Origin of the sequence: Nocardia sp. N2S4-5 (genome assembly GCF_044628355.1) — a bacterium.
In the GTDB taxonomy this organism is placed as follows: Bacteria; Actinomycetota; Actinomycetes; order Mycobacteriales; family Mycobacteriaceae; genus Nocardia; species Nocardia wallacei_B.
In genome coordinates, this window is the sequence record NZ_JBIUPM010000001.1 from 1,499,750 (window position 1) to 1,513,645 (window position 13,896).

General features: G+C 72.1%; 12 protein-coding genes and 1 pseudogene. 10 read left to right on the top strand and 3 right to left on the bottom strand.

The window, feature by feature from the left end; all coding sequences use genetic code 11:
• The first annotated feature begins 138 nt into the window (after positions 1 to 138).
• Both ACFMRZ_RS06675 and ACFMRZ_RS06680 read left to right on the top strand, forming a co-directional pair.
• Positions 139 to 1,044, top strand: coding sequence for an alpha/beta hydrolase (locus tag ACFMRZ_RS06675; RefSeq protein ID WP_400178341.1), 906 nt, complete (start codon positions 139 to 141; stop codon positions 1,042 to 1,044).
• 42 nt (positions 1,045 to 1,086) lie between these two features.
• On the top strand, positions 1,087 to 1,842 hold the full coding sequence (locus ACFMRZ_RS06680; protein ID WP_400178342.1) for a maleylpyruvate isomerase family mycothiol-dependent enzyme: 756 nt from the start codon (positions 1,087 to 1,089) through the stop codon (positions 1,840 to 1,842).
• On the opposite strand, the gene ACFMRZ_RS06685 is transcribed toward ACFMRZ_RS06680, so the two are convergent.
• The gene (locus tag ACFMRZ_RS06685; protein WP_400178343.1) at positions 1,747 to 3,309 is read right to left on the bottom strand and encodes an MFS transporter; all 1,563 of its coding nucleotides are present in this window, start codon (positions 3,307 to 3,309) and stop codon (positions 1,747 to 1,749) included. The genes ACFMRZ_RS06680 and ACFMRZ_RS06685 overlap by 96 nt on opposite strands.
• Positions 3,310 to 3,415: 106 nt before the next feature.
• Here ACFMRZ_RS06685 and ACFMRZ_RS06690 point away from each other — a divergent pair, with 106 nt between their 5' ends.
• Complete coding sequence (locus tag ACFMRZ_RS06690; protein WP_400178344.1) at positions 3,416 to 4,441, top strand: Lrp/AsnC family transcriptional regulator; 1,026 nt, start codon at positions 3,416 to 3,418, stop codon at positions 4,439 to 4,441.
• Between the two features lie 60 nt (positions 4,442 to 4,501).
• Here ACFMRZ_RS06690 and ACFMRZ_RS06695 read toward each other — a convergent pair whose 3' ends face one another.
• A complete protein-coding gene (locus ACFMRZ_RS06695) occupies positions 4,502 to 5,305 on the bottom strand; it encodes a hypothetical protein (RefSeq protein WP_400178345.1) in 804 nt (267 codons plus the stop codon).
• Between the two features lie 18 nt (positions 5,306 to 5,323).
• Positions 5,324 to 5,866, bottom strand: coding sequence for a lipoprotein LpqH (locus ACFMRZ_RS06700; protein ID WP_280271763.1), 543 nt, complete (start codon positions 5,864 to 5,866; stop codon positions 5,324 to 5,326).
• Positions 5,867 to 6,015: 149 nt separating this feature from the next.
• Between ACFMRZ_RS06700 and ACFMRZ_RS06705 the strand changes: the two genes are divergently transcribed.
• The 7 genes and pseudogenes from ACFMRZ_RS06705 to ACFMRZ_RS06735 all read left to right on the top strand — a co-directional run bounded on the left by ACFMRZ_RS06705 (position 6,016) and on the right by ACFMRZ_RS06735 (position 13,879).
• Positions 6,016 to 7,401: a hypothetical protein gene (locus tag ACFMRZ_RS06705; protein WP_400182790.1), complete on the top strand. Its 1,386-nt coding sequence runs from the start codon at positions 6,016 to 6,018 to the stop codon at positions 7,399 to 7,401.
• Positions 7,401 to 8,429 (top strand): hypothetical protein, encoded by a 1,029-nt coding sequence (locus tag ACFMRZ_RS06710; protein WP_400178346.1) that lies wholly within the window; start codon positions 7,401 to 7,403, stop codon positions 8,427 to 8,429. The genes ACFMRZ_RS06705 and ACFMRZ_RS06710 overlap by 1 nt, the downstream gene beginning before the upstream one ends.
• Entirely contained in the window at positions 8,429 to 9,955 is a 1,527-nt protein-coding gene (locus tag ACFMRZ_RS06715) for a tetratricopeptide repeat protein (protein ID WP_400178347.1), read from the top strand. The genes ACFMRZ_RS06710 and ACFMRZ_RS06715 overlap by 1 nt, the downstream gene beginning before the upstream one ends.
• Positions 9,952 to 11,230 (top strand): annotated as a pseudogene (locus tag ACFMRZ_RS06720) (hypothetical protein). The gene ACFMRZ_RS06715 and the pseudogene ACFMRZ_RS06720 overlap by 4 nt, the downstream one beginning before the upstream one ends.
• Before the next feature lie 170 nt (positions 11,231 to 11,400).
• A complete protein-coding gene (locus tag ACFMRZ_RS06725) occupies positions 11,401 to 11,775 on the top strand; it encodes a YciI family protein (RefSeq protein WP_280362867.1) in 375 nt (124 codons plus the stop codon).
• On the top strand, positions 11,772 to 13,004 hold the full coding sequence (locus ACFMRZ_RS06730) for an RNA polymerase sigma factor (protein ID WP_400178348.1): 1,233 nt from the start codon (positions 11,772 to 11,774) through the stop codon (positions 13,002 to 13,004). Before ACFMRZ_RS06725 ends, ACFMRZ_RS06730 begins: the two co-directional genes overlap by 4 nt.
• Complete coding sequence (locus tag ACFMRZ_RS06735) at positions 13,001 to 13,879, top strand: hypothetical protein (protein ID WP_400178349.1); 879 nt, start codon at positions 13,001 to 13,003, stop codon at positions 13,877 to 13,879. The genes ACFMRZ_RS06730 and ACFMRZ_RS06735 overlap by 4 nt, the downstream gene beginning before the upstream one ends.
• The last annotated feature ends 17 nt before the right edge of the window (positions 13,880 to 13,896 follow it).

Here is a 13,896-nt window from a genome sequence, read left to right on the forward strand (position 1 = left end):
GCAGAGAACGCCTTCGACAGGTAAGACCGGCGCGGCGGCCGAAACTCGTCGCGGCGGGGCCGGAACGGCGGTGATCGTTACGAACTCGACTAACCTTGCCCCTGTTCACCGGGGTGTCGCGGTCGGAGAGGCGGGGCTATGACGTCATGGCGGGCGCGGGCGACCATCGCGCGGATGCGGTGGCAGCGGAACAAGCGGTTCTACGCCGACCCCGCCGTCATGCGCGCGAACCTGGCGCACCATCAGGCGCCGGAGCGGTCCCGGCCGCCGCGGCGGCTGGCCGACAGCCACGAGGTGAGCCGTACCGTGGTCGACGGCCGTGACGTGTTCACGATCACGCCGCGCGGCGGGCCGCGGTCGCCGTGGCACATCTTCCACATGCACGGCGGCGGATTCGTCGAGGCGCCCGAGGCACATCACTGGCGTTTCGCGGCCAGGATGGTCGACCGGCTCGGCTGCACCTACACCTTGCCGATGTATCCTCTGGCGCCCGAACACGACCATCGCGCGATCGTGCCCATGGTCGAGCAGGCCTACGCCCGGGCCGTCGGCGAGGTCGCGCCCGGCGACCGGATCGTCTTCGGCGATTCGGCCGGTGGCACTCTCGCGCTCACGCTGGCCCGCCATCTCCGCGAACGCGGGCAGCCGCAACCGCGCGCCCTGGCATTGTTCTCACCGTGGATCGATCTCGCCACGGACGATCCGCTCTTGCTGGCGCTGGACGACCGCGATCCCGAACTCGGGGTCACGGGGCTGCAGCAGGCGGGCCGCTGGTACGCGGCCGGGCTGGCGCTGGACGATCCGCACATCAGCCCCGCGTTCGCCGACCTCAGCGGCCTCGCCCCGATCATGGTCTTCATCGGACACCGCGACATCCTGCTCCCCGACGCGCGACGCGTCGCGGACCTCGGCCAGGCGGCGGGCGTCCCGGTCGACCTGCGCGAATACCCCGGCATGTTCCACAACTGGATCATGAAGGACATCCCGGAAGCCCGCCGCGCCCTCGATGAACTACTCGAATTCCTGCGCACCACCGGACAGTGAATTACCGCCACGCACGAAACATGTTGAGCTAGCGTCGAATCCGTGACTGTCCTGGATACGGCGGCTCGTCGCGACGCGCTGCTGAGCGAGACCGATCTCCTCGCCGACCTGTACCTGTCCGCCGACCCGGCGACGCCCGTTCCGACCTGCCCGGACTGGACCCTGGCGAACCTCGTCGCCCACGTGGGCCGCGCTACCCGGTGGGCCGCGGCGATCATCGCCGCCCGGACCACCGCGCCGATCGACATCCGCGAGGTGCCCGGCATCCGCCGCCCGCACGACCCGGACGAGGCCGCCCGCTGGCTGCGCGGCGGCCCTCGCGCGATGCTCGACAACCTCGCGACCGCGGGGGACGACACCCCGGTCTGGACCACGACCGGCACCGTGCGCCCGGCGGTGTGGTGGGTGCGCCGACTCCTGCACGAGGCGACCGTGCACCGCGCGGACGCCACGCTCGCCCTCGGCCGCGAATTCGTCCTCGCCCCGGCGCTGGCCGCCGACGGTCTCTCCGAATTTCTCGGCGTCGTCGCGTGGGTCCCGCATCTCGGGACCGCCCTCGACGAGGGCACGAGTCTGCGGCTGGACACTCGCGATACCGACGACACCTGGACGATCCACCGATCCGGGGACCGCATCACATTCACCGACAGCGGTGCCCCGGCCACACTCACCCTCCGGGGCACCGCCACGGACCTCTTCCTCCTACTCCTGCGCCGAATCCCCGCCGACACTGCGAGTCTGGACACCTTCGGCGACCTCGCGGTACTCACCGCCTGGCGCGAGCGCGTCCGGTTCTGACCGTTCGCCGCCCCGCGACCGCATCAGTACGAACGCCGCAGCCGCACCGAGCACACCGACCAGCCCGCCGACCGCGAGCACGCCCTGTACCCCTGCCGCCGCACCGGCTCGCACGGCCTCCTGCAGCCCCGGCGCGTGCGCCAGCAGGACGGGCGCCTGCCCGCCCGCGACGGCCCGTGCCGTGGCGTCCGGGTCCGGGACCCGGTGTTCGGCCAGCACCGCCGCGGCTCGTCCGGTGAAGGCGCTGCCGAGCGTGGCGACGGCGATGGTGAAGCCGAGCTGCTGCGCGGTATTCAAGGCGCCCGTTGCCATTCCGGCACGCTCCCACGACACCGCCGCGGTCGCGGCCGATCCCAGCGTCGCGGTCGCCAGCCCCACACCCAGACCGATCGCCAGGAAGCCGGGAACCAGTGCGGGCCAACCGGAATCGTCGTGCATCAGCAGCGCCCCGGCCAGTCCCCCGACGCCGATGACGAGCAATCCGCCGCCGATGACGCGCCCGGCGTTCGGGCCGTGCAGGAACCGGCCGATCGCGCCGGAGACCACGAATGCCATGGCGGACAAGGGAAGTCCGACCAGCCCGGCCTGGATCGCGCTCATCCCGAGTACCGACTGCATCCAGATCTGGGTGTACATCAGGGCGCCGAATGCGGCGAAGAACAGCGCGCCCCCGGCGAGCAGCACGCCGGTGAACGAGCGATCGCGCAGCAGCCCGAGGTCGAACATCGCGTGGGGCGCACGCCGTTCGACGGCGACGAAGGCGGCCAGGCCGACCACCGCGGCCACCAGCATCCCGCGCGTGCCCGCGTCCGACCACCCGTGCTCACCGGCGCGGACGAGTGCGTAGGTGAGTGCGGCGACCGCGCCGGTGAAGGTCGCGATGCCCGCCGCATCGATCCGCCCGCGCCGCGGTGCCCGATCGTTGTCGAACACCCACGCGCACAACGCGATCGCGACCGCGCCGACCGGCAGATTCACGAAGAAGATCCACCGCCACGACGCGAGGTCGGTGAGGACGCCGCCCACGATCGGTCCCACCGCCGACGACGCGCCCGCGACCGCGCCCCACAACCCGTACGCGGCGGCCCGGTCGCGGCCCGAGTAGGAACCGTTGAGCAGCGCGAAAGTGGTGCAGGACATGGCGGCCGCCCCGATGCCCTGTACCACTCGGGCGGCGATGAGCAGCGCCGGATTCGCCGCGATCCCGCACACCAGCGAGGCGGCCGAGAACAGGGCCAGTCCGGCGAGGTAGGTGCGGCGGTGCCCGATCAGGTCGGCGACGGTTCCGGCGCCGAGCATCAGCGCGGCCATGGCCAGCGCGTAGCCGTCCACGACCCACTGCAGTGCGGCGAACGACGCGCCCAGGTCGCGCTGCATGTCGGGGAGCGCGACGTTCACGATGGTGACGTCGATGAGGAGCACGAAGGTGCCCAGGCACACCGTCGTGAGTGGTAGCCATTTTCGCAAAGCCGTTGTCCTTCCGGATATTTCGATGTCTTCGATGGGACGTCGAGTATCCGGAGCCGGACCTGTTTCCCTCGCTTTCGCGGCCATTCGGCGTACATTTCCTCCCATGCGGGACGATCCGATGCACAACTTGTCCACCCTGGACGCGCTGGACAGGCAAATCGTGCACGCGTTGCAACTGGATCCGCGTCGCCCGTTCAGCGGGGTCGCGGCCGATCTCGGTGTCGCCGAGCAGACGGTGGCGCGCCGGTACCGGCGGTTGCGCCGCGACGGGGTGGTGCGCGTGATCGGCGCGGTGGACTCGCCCGCGCTCGGCGAGAACGACTGGATCGTGCGGGTGCGATGCCGCCCGGACGGTGCCCAGCAGGTCGCCGAGGCGCTGGCGAAACGCCACGACGCCGCCTGGGTCAGCATTGCCGCCGCGGGCGCGGAGGTGATCTTCTCGCTGCATCCGCGCAGCGGCCGGGATCGGGACGATCTGCTGGTGCAGCGTTTGCAGCGCAGCGCCCCGGTGCACGACATCGCCGCCTCGATGATCCTGCACCGGTTCGTCGGCCGCGACGTCAAGGACTGGCGGGGGCGACGCCACGCGACGGCCGCACCGGCGCCCGCGGCGGCGGACGGCTCCGACGACGATCCCCGCCTGCGCGAGGCGGACTTCGTCCTGCTGGACCTGCTGGCGCGCGACGGCCGCGCCGGCTATTCGACGCTGGCCCGCGCGACCGGTATGTCGATCGGCCGCGTCACCCGGCGCATCGCGGCGCTGGAGGCGGCCGGCATCCTGTATTTCGACCTGGACATCGCCCCCGCCGCGCCGGGCGCCGCGCTGATCGCCTTCCTGTGGCTCGGTGTCACGCCCGCGCGTCTGGACAGCGTCGGGGAGGCCGTCGCGGCCCAGCCCGAGACCGGTTACGCCGCCGCCATCACCGGCCCCTTCAACCTGTGCGCCGTGCTCTCCTGCCGCAACGCCGACGACCTGTACCGCTACGTCACCACCCGCATGGCGGCCCTCGACGGCGTGCACAGTTTCGAACTGTCGCCGGTACTGCGGCGGCTGAAACAGGCCGGCGCGCAAGCCGACGACGGCCGCTTGGCCCACCCGGCCCCCACCCGTCCGTCCCGCCGCCGCTGACCGGTCACCGGCACGCGAATATCCCGGTGTCGCAAGGACTCCGGGATATTCGGCTACTGGTCAGGCGTTGAGCGGGATGGCGAGCACCACCTCCTGCTCGTTCTCCGGGAGATAGTGCACCTGCACGATCCGGCCGACCTGAACGTTGGTCACACTCGTCGGCGGCAGGAACTTCTCGGCGCGGGTGGTGAAGGTGCTGCCGTCGGGCCGGGTGACGGCGAGCCCGAGTTCGACCTTCGAGTGGCCGTCGCGGATCTCGCCGGGCACCGACAGCGACTGCACCACGGCTTGGGCGGCGACGCCGCGGGCGGCGATGTCGAGCTTGGCCTTCGTGGTGAAGCCCTTGCGCAGCATGGCCTCGTTCATCGCCCGCTGCGCCTGCACGGCGTCCCCGGACAGGTCCAGTTCCACCTTGTCGGTGCGGCCGGGCCGATAGCGCACCGGGAGCACGACGCCGGGCCGCAGCAACGCCAGCTCGGTCACCGGCACGATCGCCTTCGCGACCGAGTCGAAGACCTCGCCGCCGGCGCCCTCGACGCCGAACTCGATGCGGATCTGGGGCTGGTCGTTGACGGTGAGCCCGGTCTGGCGGAAGGACTTGACGGTGCCGATGCCGACCAGCCCGTCGCGGAACTCGGCGCTGTTGCGGCCGGTGAGCGCCGACAGCACGCCGTCGCCGGTGAACGCGAAGGCCAGCACCACGCCCGTGCCGGCGATGATCGGCAGCGCCAGCAGGCCGTTCAGCCAAGCGACGAAGCCGGGCTCCCACGGACTGCCGGTCTCGTAGGTCAGGCCGTGCCACAGGTAGACGCCGGTCGCGAGAACGGCGAAGCCGAGAGCAACGGCCCGCACTGTCGTACGCATGATGGATTCCTTACCGGGTCAGCCGTTGACGATGGACGCGCAGGCGAAGGTGATGTCGAAGGTGGCGGTGGCCGGGCCGGCCATCGGGTTGGTCATGTCGGGGGCCGCGACGCCCTCGCCGGTGACCTTGTAGGTGTTGCCGTCCTTGACGGACTTGGCCGAGCCGCCGGGCTGCCCGTTGCCGTAGCCGACGGCGTAGGGCATGCCCGACGAGCCGCCCTTGCTGCCCGCGATGCCGACGGCCTGCACGGTGCCGTCGCCGGTGACGGTGGCGCTGACGCTGAGCTGCCCGTAGGTGGGGTTGTCGGTGTCGGTCAGCGCGAGGGCGAGCACACCGCCCTGCGAGACACAGGTGGTCTCGAATTTCCCGTCGAGGGCCTTGCCGCCGACCAGGGCGGCCGACTTGCCGCCCGGAGCGGGGCTCGCGGGAGCCGCGGCGGAGGTCCGCGCCGAGGTCGGCTGGGCGGAGTCGGCGGAATCGTCGCCGCAGGCGCTGACGAACAGGGTGAGCCCGGCGGCGGCGAGGGCGGCGGCGGTGATCCGGATCTGCTTGGCGTTCATGGTTTGTCGTTCCTTCGTTGTCGGTCCGGCCCTGCGATCGGGCCGTGCCAGAAAGGTAGGAAGGATTGGCCGCCTACCGATCCCAGGTTTCGGGCTGCACCGAACCGGCGGTAGTGGGTTAACCTGGCCGAATGCGACGACCGCGCGCCATGGTGCTCGACGAGGTGTGGCGCGAGATGCGAGGCGTCGAGGCGCTCAGCGGCCCCCAGGGCGGGCCATTGCGCCGCACCGTCAAGCTGATCCTCGACCCGCTGGTGATCCGGCCCGTCCAGCATCCCGCCTGCGCCGGGCCGATGCTGACGGCGGACGGCGCGACCCTGCTCGCGGCCCGCGTCCACGCCGCGGCCGACGTCTTGCGCGCCACCGCGGCCTGGTTCGTTCTGCTCAAGCGGGTCCGCCGCGCCGCGCGCATCACCGAGGGCCATCCCCAGGACCTGTATTTCCAGCGGTGTTTCGAACTCGCCACGGTCTCTGGGCATCCGGATCCGGTGCGTGACGAGCCCGCCGCCGCGGCCGCGCTGCGCGAGATCCACCATGTCGCGGCGGGCCGGACCACGCAGGCGCTGCGGGAGCATCTCGCCGACCCGTCTCGTCGCGCCGAACTTTCGGCCCTGATCGAGACGGCGTGGCGACGGCGTCCGCGGCCCGCCGCCGCGTCGTCCGGCCACGCCGCCGCGCTGGCCGCGCTGCTCGACGCCTGTGCGGAGCAGGATTCGCCGAGCGGGTCCGGGGAACGCGAATGGGACGACCTGGTGGCCGCGCACGCGGGCGCCCGGTCCGGAATCACCCTGTGGTACAACGACTCCGGCCATTCGGCGCAGGAACTCGGCCTGACCGCGCACCCGCTGCCCGCCGCGCCCGCACTGGGCGCGACGGCCTCGACCGCGACCATGGGACGGCCGTTCGATCGCACGGTCTGCGAACGTGTCTTCACGGTGTTGCAGGCCTCCACCGAGCGCGCCGACCTGCCCGCGATTCCGGAGCTGGTCACCGCGGAGATCGCCCGCAGCTGTGCGCCGTGGGCGTTGCTGGACGAGTCGCTGCGGGTCGCCGCCGCCGCGGGAGTGGAACTGGCGCTGGGCCTCGCCCCGCTCGCGGCACGTGCCGCACTCGAGCCCGGTCCGGTGGCGGCGGTCGGCGTCGCCTCCGTGACGGCATATGAACAGCCGCAACCGAATTCGTCGTCACGGGGCACCGCGGCGCATCGCGCGGTCAACGGGCGCTGGCGGCGGGAGGCGTACGTGTTGCAGGCGCGTCGCCTCGCCGTGCACGAGACCGGTACCGCCGCGGACCCGCTCGCCGTGATCGCGGCCGAACTCCGGCGGCCGTGGCGGCCGTATCTGCGGCGTTTGTGGGTCCGCCTGCACGGACGCGATGTCCGGGAGGCGCCGGTGCTCGAGGCCGGCGAGCTGTGGGATCTGCTCGACGGGGTGGCCCGGTCGGTCATCCTCGATCACCGGGCGCGAGTCAAGAAGGCTTTGAGCGCGAATCACGCTGACACGGCGCCCGATTCGGCGGAATCGAGGGCGAGCTGATGCCCGGACCCGTATTCCTCCGCCACGACGACGGTGTCGTCACCCTCTCCCCCGCCGACGCACCGACCGTCCGCGACCCGGAACCGAGCCTGGACACACTCGTGCTGGAGGTCGTGGGCGGCCATCTGTCGTGGGGCCTGCTCTCCGGTCAGCGCACTCCGGCGGCCGTGCTGCACGATCCCGCGGCCGCCCAGGACTGGCTGTGGGCCGTCTACGGCGAACCGGTCGCGGTGGCCGTCGCCGACGGGCACGTGGGCGAAATACCCTCGGCCCCAGCCCTTCCCGAGCTGGCCGACAGCGCACGGCGTCTCGGTTACGCGCTCTGGGCGGCCCACTGGTGGCCCGCGTCGACCATCGACGGCATCCCGGTCCTCGACGCGCGCGTGCTCGATCAGGACCTCGCGCAACTCAGCGAGGCCTGCGAGATGATCGTGGAGGGTGCGGATGCCCTACTCGCCCAGAATGTTTCGCCCGTAGCCGCCGCGCGGCGGGACTACGCCCTGGCAGCGGGACCCTCGACAGCAGCGGGACCCGCCGGACTGATTCTCGCCACGGGCACCACCGGATGGGACTGGCTACGCTGCCCGCCCGGCATCCTGGATGCGTCGGAATCCGCCGTATCCTGGCGTCTCACCAGGGATTCCGGTGTGACAACCCTCGGCGTCGCGGCGGTCGCCGCCCCGCGATTCGATCCCGGCGTACCCGCTCATCTGTGGCCCCGCGCCCGCGTCGCGACCACCCCCACCGCCACACTGGACCTCACCCTGCACCCGGACGGTGACACCTGGACGGGCACAGCCGTCACCGAGGCGGAAGATGTTGTCGGCGTGGATATTTACGTCCCGGGCGTCGGTCCGTCGCCGATACGGAACCCCCCAGCGGCGGACGACCCGCACGGACCGGCCGCCCGCCGCCGCATCCGGGACTTCGCCGCGAATCGGCTCCGCGCCGCCCTGCACCCACCGGAGTCGGGAGACGCGCCACTGCTGGCCGAAATCGACGCCGCCACAACGGATCAGGACTTCTGATGGACACCGAGGACAGCGTGCCTCCCGGCGTCGAACTGCTCCACGAGGGCGCCGCGGCCCACGCTCGTGGCGAGGTCGCCGAGGCCCTGCGCATCTTCGCGGACGCCGCCCGCACCACCACCGGCGGCGTGCGGGTCAGCGCCCTGATCAACGCGGCAAGCATGCGGGACGAGCTCGGCGATCACACCGGCGCGATCACCGGTTTCCGGGCCGCACTCGCCGAGATCCCGGACGACGCGACCGAGAAGCGCGCCTCCACCCTGATCAACTATTCGCAGGCCCTGCAGCACGTCGGCGACCTGGACGCCGCCGAGGCCGCGCTGGAGCAGGCGCGTGACCTGCTCGAGGGGCACAGCGACCTCGCCACATTGCGCGTCTCCTGCCTGATCTCGCTCACCGCCGTCGCGATGCACCGCAGTCGATGGGCGCAGGCGATCACACTGGCCACCGACTCGCTGGAAGTCACCACGCGCTCGGCGCCCCAGTTGCGCGGCCACCCGCTGGGGAATCTCGCGGCGGCCCACTTCGAGTCCGGGCGCGGCGAACTCGGCCTCGACTTCGCGCATCAGGCACTGGCCGCGTTCGAGGTCGCAGACGATGTGAACGGAACCGCCGAGATGCGGCAGACGCTCGCGATGATGTACGCCCGGCTGGGCCGCCACGACGAGGCCGAACCGCATCTGCGGACCGCTCAGCGCCATTTCGAGGCGGCCGGTCTCGGCTATCGCGCCGGGCTCGGGCTACAACTGTCGGCGTTCCTGGCCGAGCGGCACGGCGACCTCGAGCACGTCGAGCAGGTTTATCGGCGCGCCCTCGCCTACTTCGAGGGCTCCGGCGCGGTGCTCGAGGCTTCCGGAGTCCGGATCCGCCTGGCCACACTCGATTTCGCGCATGGGCGAGTCGGAGACGGTCAGGCGCTGCTCGCGGCGGCCTACGCCGCGTACGCGGCGCGCGGTCTCGGCTTGCAGTGTGCGCGAGTCGATTTCTGGCACGCGTCGCTCTGGGACATGATCATCCCGGACCTGGTCACCCCGCCGCCGCCCGAGGCGCTCGCGCTGGCCCGCGATCTGGCCGTCACCTCCGCCCTCGCCATCGACGCCGTGCGCTACAGCTTCCGCGACGGCGGCCAGCGCGAGCAGTGGAACCGCGAGATGGCCGCCCCCGCGCTGCGGCTGGCGTTCCGCTTCGCCTACCGGTGCGGTGACGGGCAACTCATCGCCGATCTGATCGAAACCCAATGTGCCGGAACCGCTCTGGACCGGGCAGCGATCACGGACACCGCACCGGCGCGGTTGCCGTTCGATCCGCCCCCACCGCCGCCCGAACCTCCCGCCGACCCCGGCGCGGGCTCACTGCGGCTGGGCTCGGCGCTGGCGCAGGTAGCGGCCGCCGCCGGGCTGCCGGTCGGCCCGCCGCCGCGACTCGCGGTCGCCCCGGACGGCCACATCGCGCTGGACGCCTACATCACCGCCGCCGAACAGCGCTATGGCCGGGCGGTGCGGGACGACCGGGTGATACCGGCATGACCGGCGCGCAGCCGACGGTGCTCGTGCGGATGGCCGACGCCGACGACCTGTACATGTCCTGGCGCTGGCTCGGCGGTACCTCGAGCCCGGGCGCGAGCATGCTGCCCGGCGCCGACGTCGACGCGGCCGTGCACCGGCTCGCGGCGGCACTGCCGGACCCCGCGCGCCCGGGCGGTCTCGAACACGCCCTCACCACGGGCGATTTCGCCGACCGGGAAACGGAATACGCTCTGGCACAGGCACTCAGCCGCGCGCTGCTCCCGCAGGGGCTGGCGATTCAGTTGCACGAGCTTCCTGATGCGCGGCATCCGCCCGCACATCCGGTGGCAGCCGTCACCGCGGGTGGCGCAGGTGCCGTGGGAGCTGATCGCGCCCGATCCCAGCCTGCGGCTGGTCGACATCGCCGACGTCAGCATGCTCGCCCCCGCGAGCATCGTGCACGCCCCGGACCGCATCGCCCGTTCCTGGGCCGCCGATCGTGACCTGCCCGTGGTGGCGGTGCTCGACCCGCGCATGCCGGGCTTCCGGGCCGATTCGGAACTGGGCTCGGTACTCGGGCGGCCCGATCCCGCCACGCCATTGGCCGGGCGTGTGGCCGAATACCTTGCGCGCCAACGGCTACGGCCCGCGGCCGAGACAGCGCCGGAAGCCTTCCGCCGCACCGACCTCGATCGTGACCGGCTCAGCGCGCTGCTGCGCGACGGCGCCGCCCGGCTGCTCTACGTCGGTCATGTCACCGCCGAAGCGCCGGAATCCGGCCGCAGCGAGAACGCCGAACTCCATCTCGCCTGCACCGCCGACACCACCGGCTTCGCCCGTCCGCTGCGCGGCCACCGGCCGCTGTCGGCGAAGGATCTGCTGCTGGGCACCCACACGCTGGCGGCCGAACCCGTTGCGGGACAGGATCTGTGGCCCATCCCCAGCCGAGTCGCGCTCATCGCCTGTGAGAGCGGCGGCGACCTGCGCTTCACCGAGGCCCTGGGCCTGGTCGCCGCGATGATCAACGGCGGCGCGGAACTGGTCACGGCGACCCGCTGGGCGCTCCCCACGGACCTGGCCTTCCAGCGCCTCGCCGGCGCCGCCGCCGCGACCCCGCTCCAGGATGTCGTGTGCGCGGTCGACGCCGCCCACGAACGACCCGACCCGATCGCCGCCCTGTCCGCCTGGCAGCGCGAACGCCTGACGGCCTGGCGGGAGACCGGCGCCATCGAGCACTCGCCGCTACTCTGGGCGGCCTTCGCCACCGTCTCCTGCACGGCCGGTCCCCTCGCCTGACCGACCGCGAGCACACCGAGCGCGGCGGCTCCGGCGACCGTCCGGAGCGAATGCGTGCGATCGGAGCGAACAAAGAAATCGGGCGCGGGTGTCGAGATACGGTCGACCTGTTCGTCATTCTCTGCGACCGACTGTTCTACCGACCCCTGTTCCGGTGAGTGGAGGAACCGATGCAGTACCTGCTGCTGATCTACGATTGCGTGCGGCCCGAGCCGGACGATCCGGGTTTCGCCGAGGCCCTGGCCAGGGTGAACGCGTTCGCCGACGAGTGCCGCCGGCGCGGGGTGTTCGTCTCCGGGCACCCGCTGCGCGACGAGCGCACCGCCACCACCGTCAGCGTGCGCGACGGGCGGACACTGATCACCGACGGCCCGTACGCCGAAACCCACGAGCATCTCGGCGGCGTCTACGTGCTCGACTGCCGCGACCTCGACGAGGCCCTCGAACTGGCCGCATTGTGCCCGCTGGCCGAACCGGGCGGCATCGAGGTCCGGCCGATCGTCACCGTGCCGGGGTTGGACCACCGACCGGCCACGGCCGAATGAGCGCACCCGTCCTGCAGCGGGTCTACCGCGAGCACCGGACCCTGCTGCTCGCCGCGCTGATCCGCGTCCTCGGCGACTTCGAACTCGCCGAGGACGCGCTGCAGGACGCGTGCGCGCACGCGCTGCGCAGCTGGGACGCATCGGGTCCGGACGACCCCGTGGCGTGGCTGCTGACCACGGCCCGCAACAGCGCGACCGACCGGCTGCGGCGGGCGCGGGTCGGCCGGGAGAAACTGGCGCGGCTCGGCGCGCCCGAGGCGGTGACCATGACAAACGTCGGCGAGGACGGCCTGCTCCGGGTGGGAGACGAGCGGCTGAGCCTGATCTTCACCTGCTGTCATCCCGCCCTCGCCGAGGAGGCGCGGATCGCGCTCACCCTGCAGGCCGTGGCCGGGCTGACCGCGCAGCAGATCGCCCGGATGTTCTTCATCGGCGAATCGGCTCTGGCGCAACGCCTGGTGCGGGCGAAACGGAAGATCCGCGACGCCGGTATCGGTCTCACGGTCCCCGCGGACGCCGCACTCCCCGAGCGGCTCTCGGGGGTGCTCGCGGTGATCTACCTGATCTTCACCCAGGGCTACACCGCCGACCCCGACCGCCCCGAACACCGGACACTGCCGAAGGAGGCCATCCGACTCGCCGAACTCGTCGCCGCCCTCATGCCCGACGAACCGGAAGCACTCGGCCTGACCGCGCTACTGCTGCTGCATGATTCGCGCCGCGCCGCCCGCCACGACTCGTCCGGCGACGTGGTGCTGCTGGCCGACCAGGACCGGTCCCGCTGGGATCGCGCCGAGATCGCCCAGGCCGTCGGGCTGCTGGACCGGGCGCTGCGGCTGGGCAGGCCGGGCCCGTACCAGTTGCAAGCGGCGATCGCCGCCCTGCACGCCCAGGCGGTCTCCGCCGACGAGACCGACTGGCCGGGCATCGCCGCGCTCTACGAGCAGTTGCTCGCGGTGGCCCCCTCGCCGGTGGTGGCGCTCAATCACGCCGTCGCCGTGGCGATGACCACCACCCCTGCGGACGGGCTGACACTGGTCGACCGGATCGACGGACTCGACCGCTACCACCTGTTTCACGCCACCCGCGCCGACCTGCTGCGACGCCTCGGCCGCACCGCCGACGCGGTCGCGGCGTACCGGCGTGCGCTCGAACTCGCCGCTACCCCCGCCGACCGGCGCTTCCTGTCCGGCCGGATCCACGAACTCGACAGCACGGAGTCCCGATGAGACTGTCCCTCCTCGACCACGGCCACCGCCGCCGCGCCAAGCTCTTCATGGGGTTCACCTCCGCGGTCTCGCGGGTGGACAGCCCCGATATGGTGAAGATGCTGCTGTACCGGCCCGGCTTTCTCACCCGGCCGCTGCTCGACCTCGCCGCCGACGCCATGCGCGGGCCCTCCTACTGGACCGCCGCGGAACGCGAATACCTCGCGGCGAGCACCGCGCGGCTGCACCGCTGCCCGTTCTGCATCGACTCCCACACCGAACTGACCCGCATCGCCGGTCACGGCGAGATCGACCCGGACGATCCCGCCTCGGCCCGGCCGCAGGTGCGTGCCATCCGGGAATTCCTCGACCTGATCAGCGCGACACCGGACATCGCCGCCGCGCTCCCCGATCTGCCCGAGCACGCGATACAGGAAGCGCTGCGGGTCAACCTCGTGTGGAATATCGTCAACCGCCTCGCCAACGCGTTCGGCTTCGTCCTCCGAGAGGGCCAGTTGCACAGCGGAACTCGTGCGCTGCACCGGTTCGGCTACCGCTTCCCGTCCTTCCTGCTCGCCGACGGCACAGTCACCGACCACGGGGACGCCGTCGCCGACCTGCGTCACACCGTGCTCGACGCACCGGCGCGGACCAACCCCGCCCTGCGCGCCGCCGCCGCGGCCGGTACCCCGCTGCCCGAGCCGTGGCAGTCCTACGCGGCCACCGTCCGCGACGCCTCCTACCGCCTCACCGACGCCGATATCGCCCGGCTCACAGCCGCGGGCCACACCGAGGAACAGATCTTCGAGGTCACCGTCGCCGCGGCCGTGGGCGCGGCCCTCCGCAGCTACGACGCCGGTCGAAAAGCGCTCGGCCCCACCACGACCGGGGACTGACGATGGATGGCCCGAGC

Bases quoted from the DNA above. Each gene is read 5' to 3' on its own strand.
- ACFMRZ_RS06710 (WP_400178346.1), top strand. From the start codon at position 7,401: ATGCCCGGACCCGTATTCCTCCGCCACGACGACGGTGTCGTCACCCTC.
- ACFMRZ_RS06700 (WP_280271763.1), bottom strand. From the start codon at position 5,866: ATGAACGCCAAGCAGATCCGGATCACCGCCGCCGCCCTCGCCGCCGCC.
- ACFMRZ_RS06715 (WP_400178347.1), top strand. From the start codon at position 8,429: ATGGACACCGAGGACAGCGTGCCTCCCGGCGTCGAACTGCTCCACGAG.
- ACFMRZ_RS06695 (WP_400178345.1), bottom strand. From the start codon at position 5,305: ATGCGTACGACAGTGCGGGCCGTTGCTCTCGGCTTCGCCGTTCTCGCG.
- ACFMRZ_RS06690 (WP_400178344.1), top strand. From the start codon at position 3,416: ATGCGGGACGATCCGATGCACAACTTGTCCACCCTGGACGCGCTGGAC.
- ACFMRZ_RS06675 (WP_400178341.1), top strand. From the start codon at position 139: ATGACGTCATGGCGGGCGCGGGCGACCATCGCGCGGATGCGGTGGCAG.
- ACFMRZ_RS06725 (WP_280362867.1), top strand. From the start codon at position 11,401: ATGCAGTACCTGCTGCTGATCTACGATTGCGTGCGGCCCGAGCCGGAC.
- ACFMRZ_RS06735 (WP_400178349.1), top strand. From the start codon at position 13,001: ATGAGACTGTCCCTCCTCGACCACGGCCACCGCCGCCGCGCCAAGCTC.
- ACFMRZ_RS06705 (WP_400182790.1), top strand. From the start codon at position 6,016: ATGGTGCTCGACGAGGTGTGGCGCGAGATGCGAGGCGTCGAGGCGCTC.
- ACFMRZ_RS06730 (WP_400178348.1), top strand. From the start codon at position 11,772: ATGAGCGCACCCGTCCTGCAGCGGGTCTACCGCGAGCACCGGACCCTG.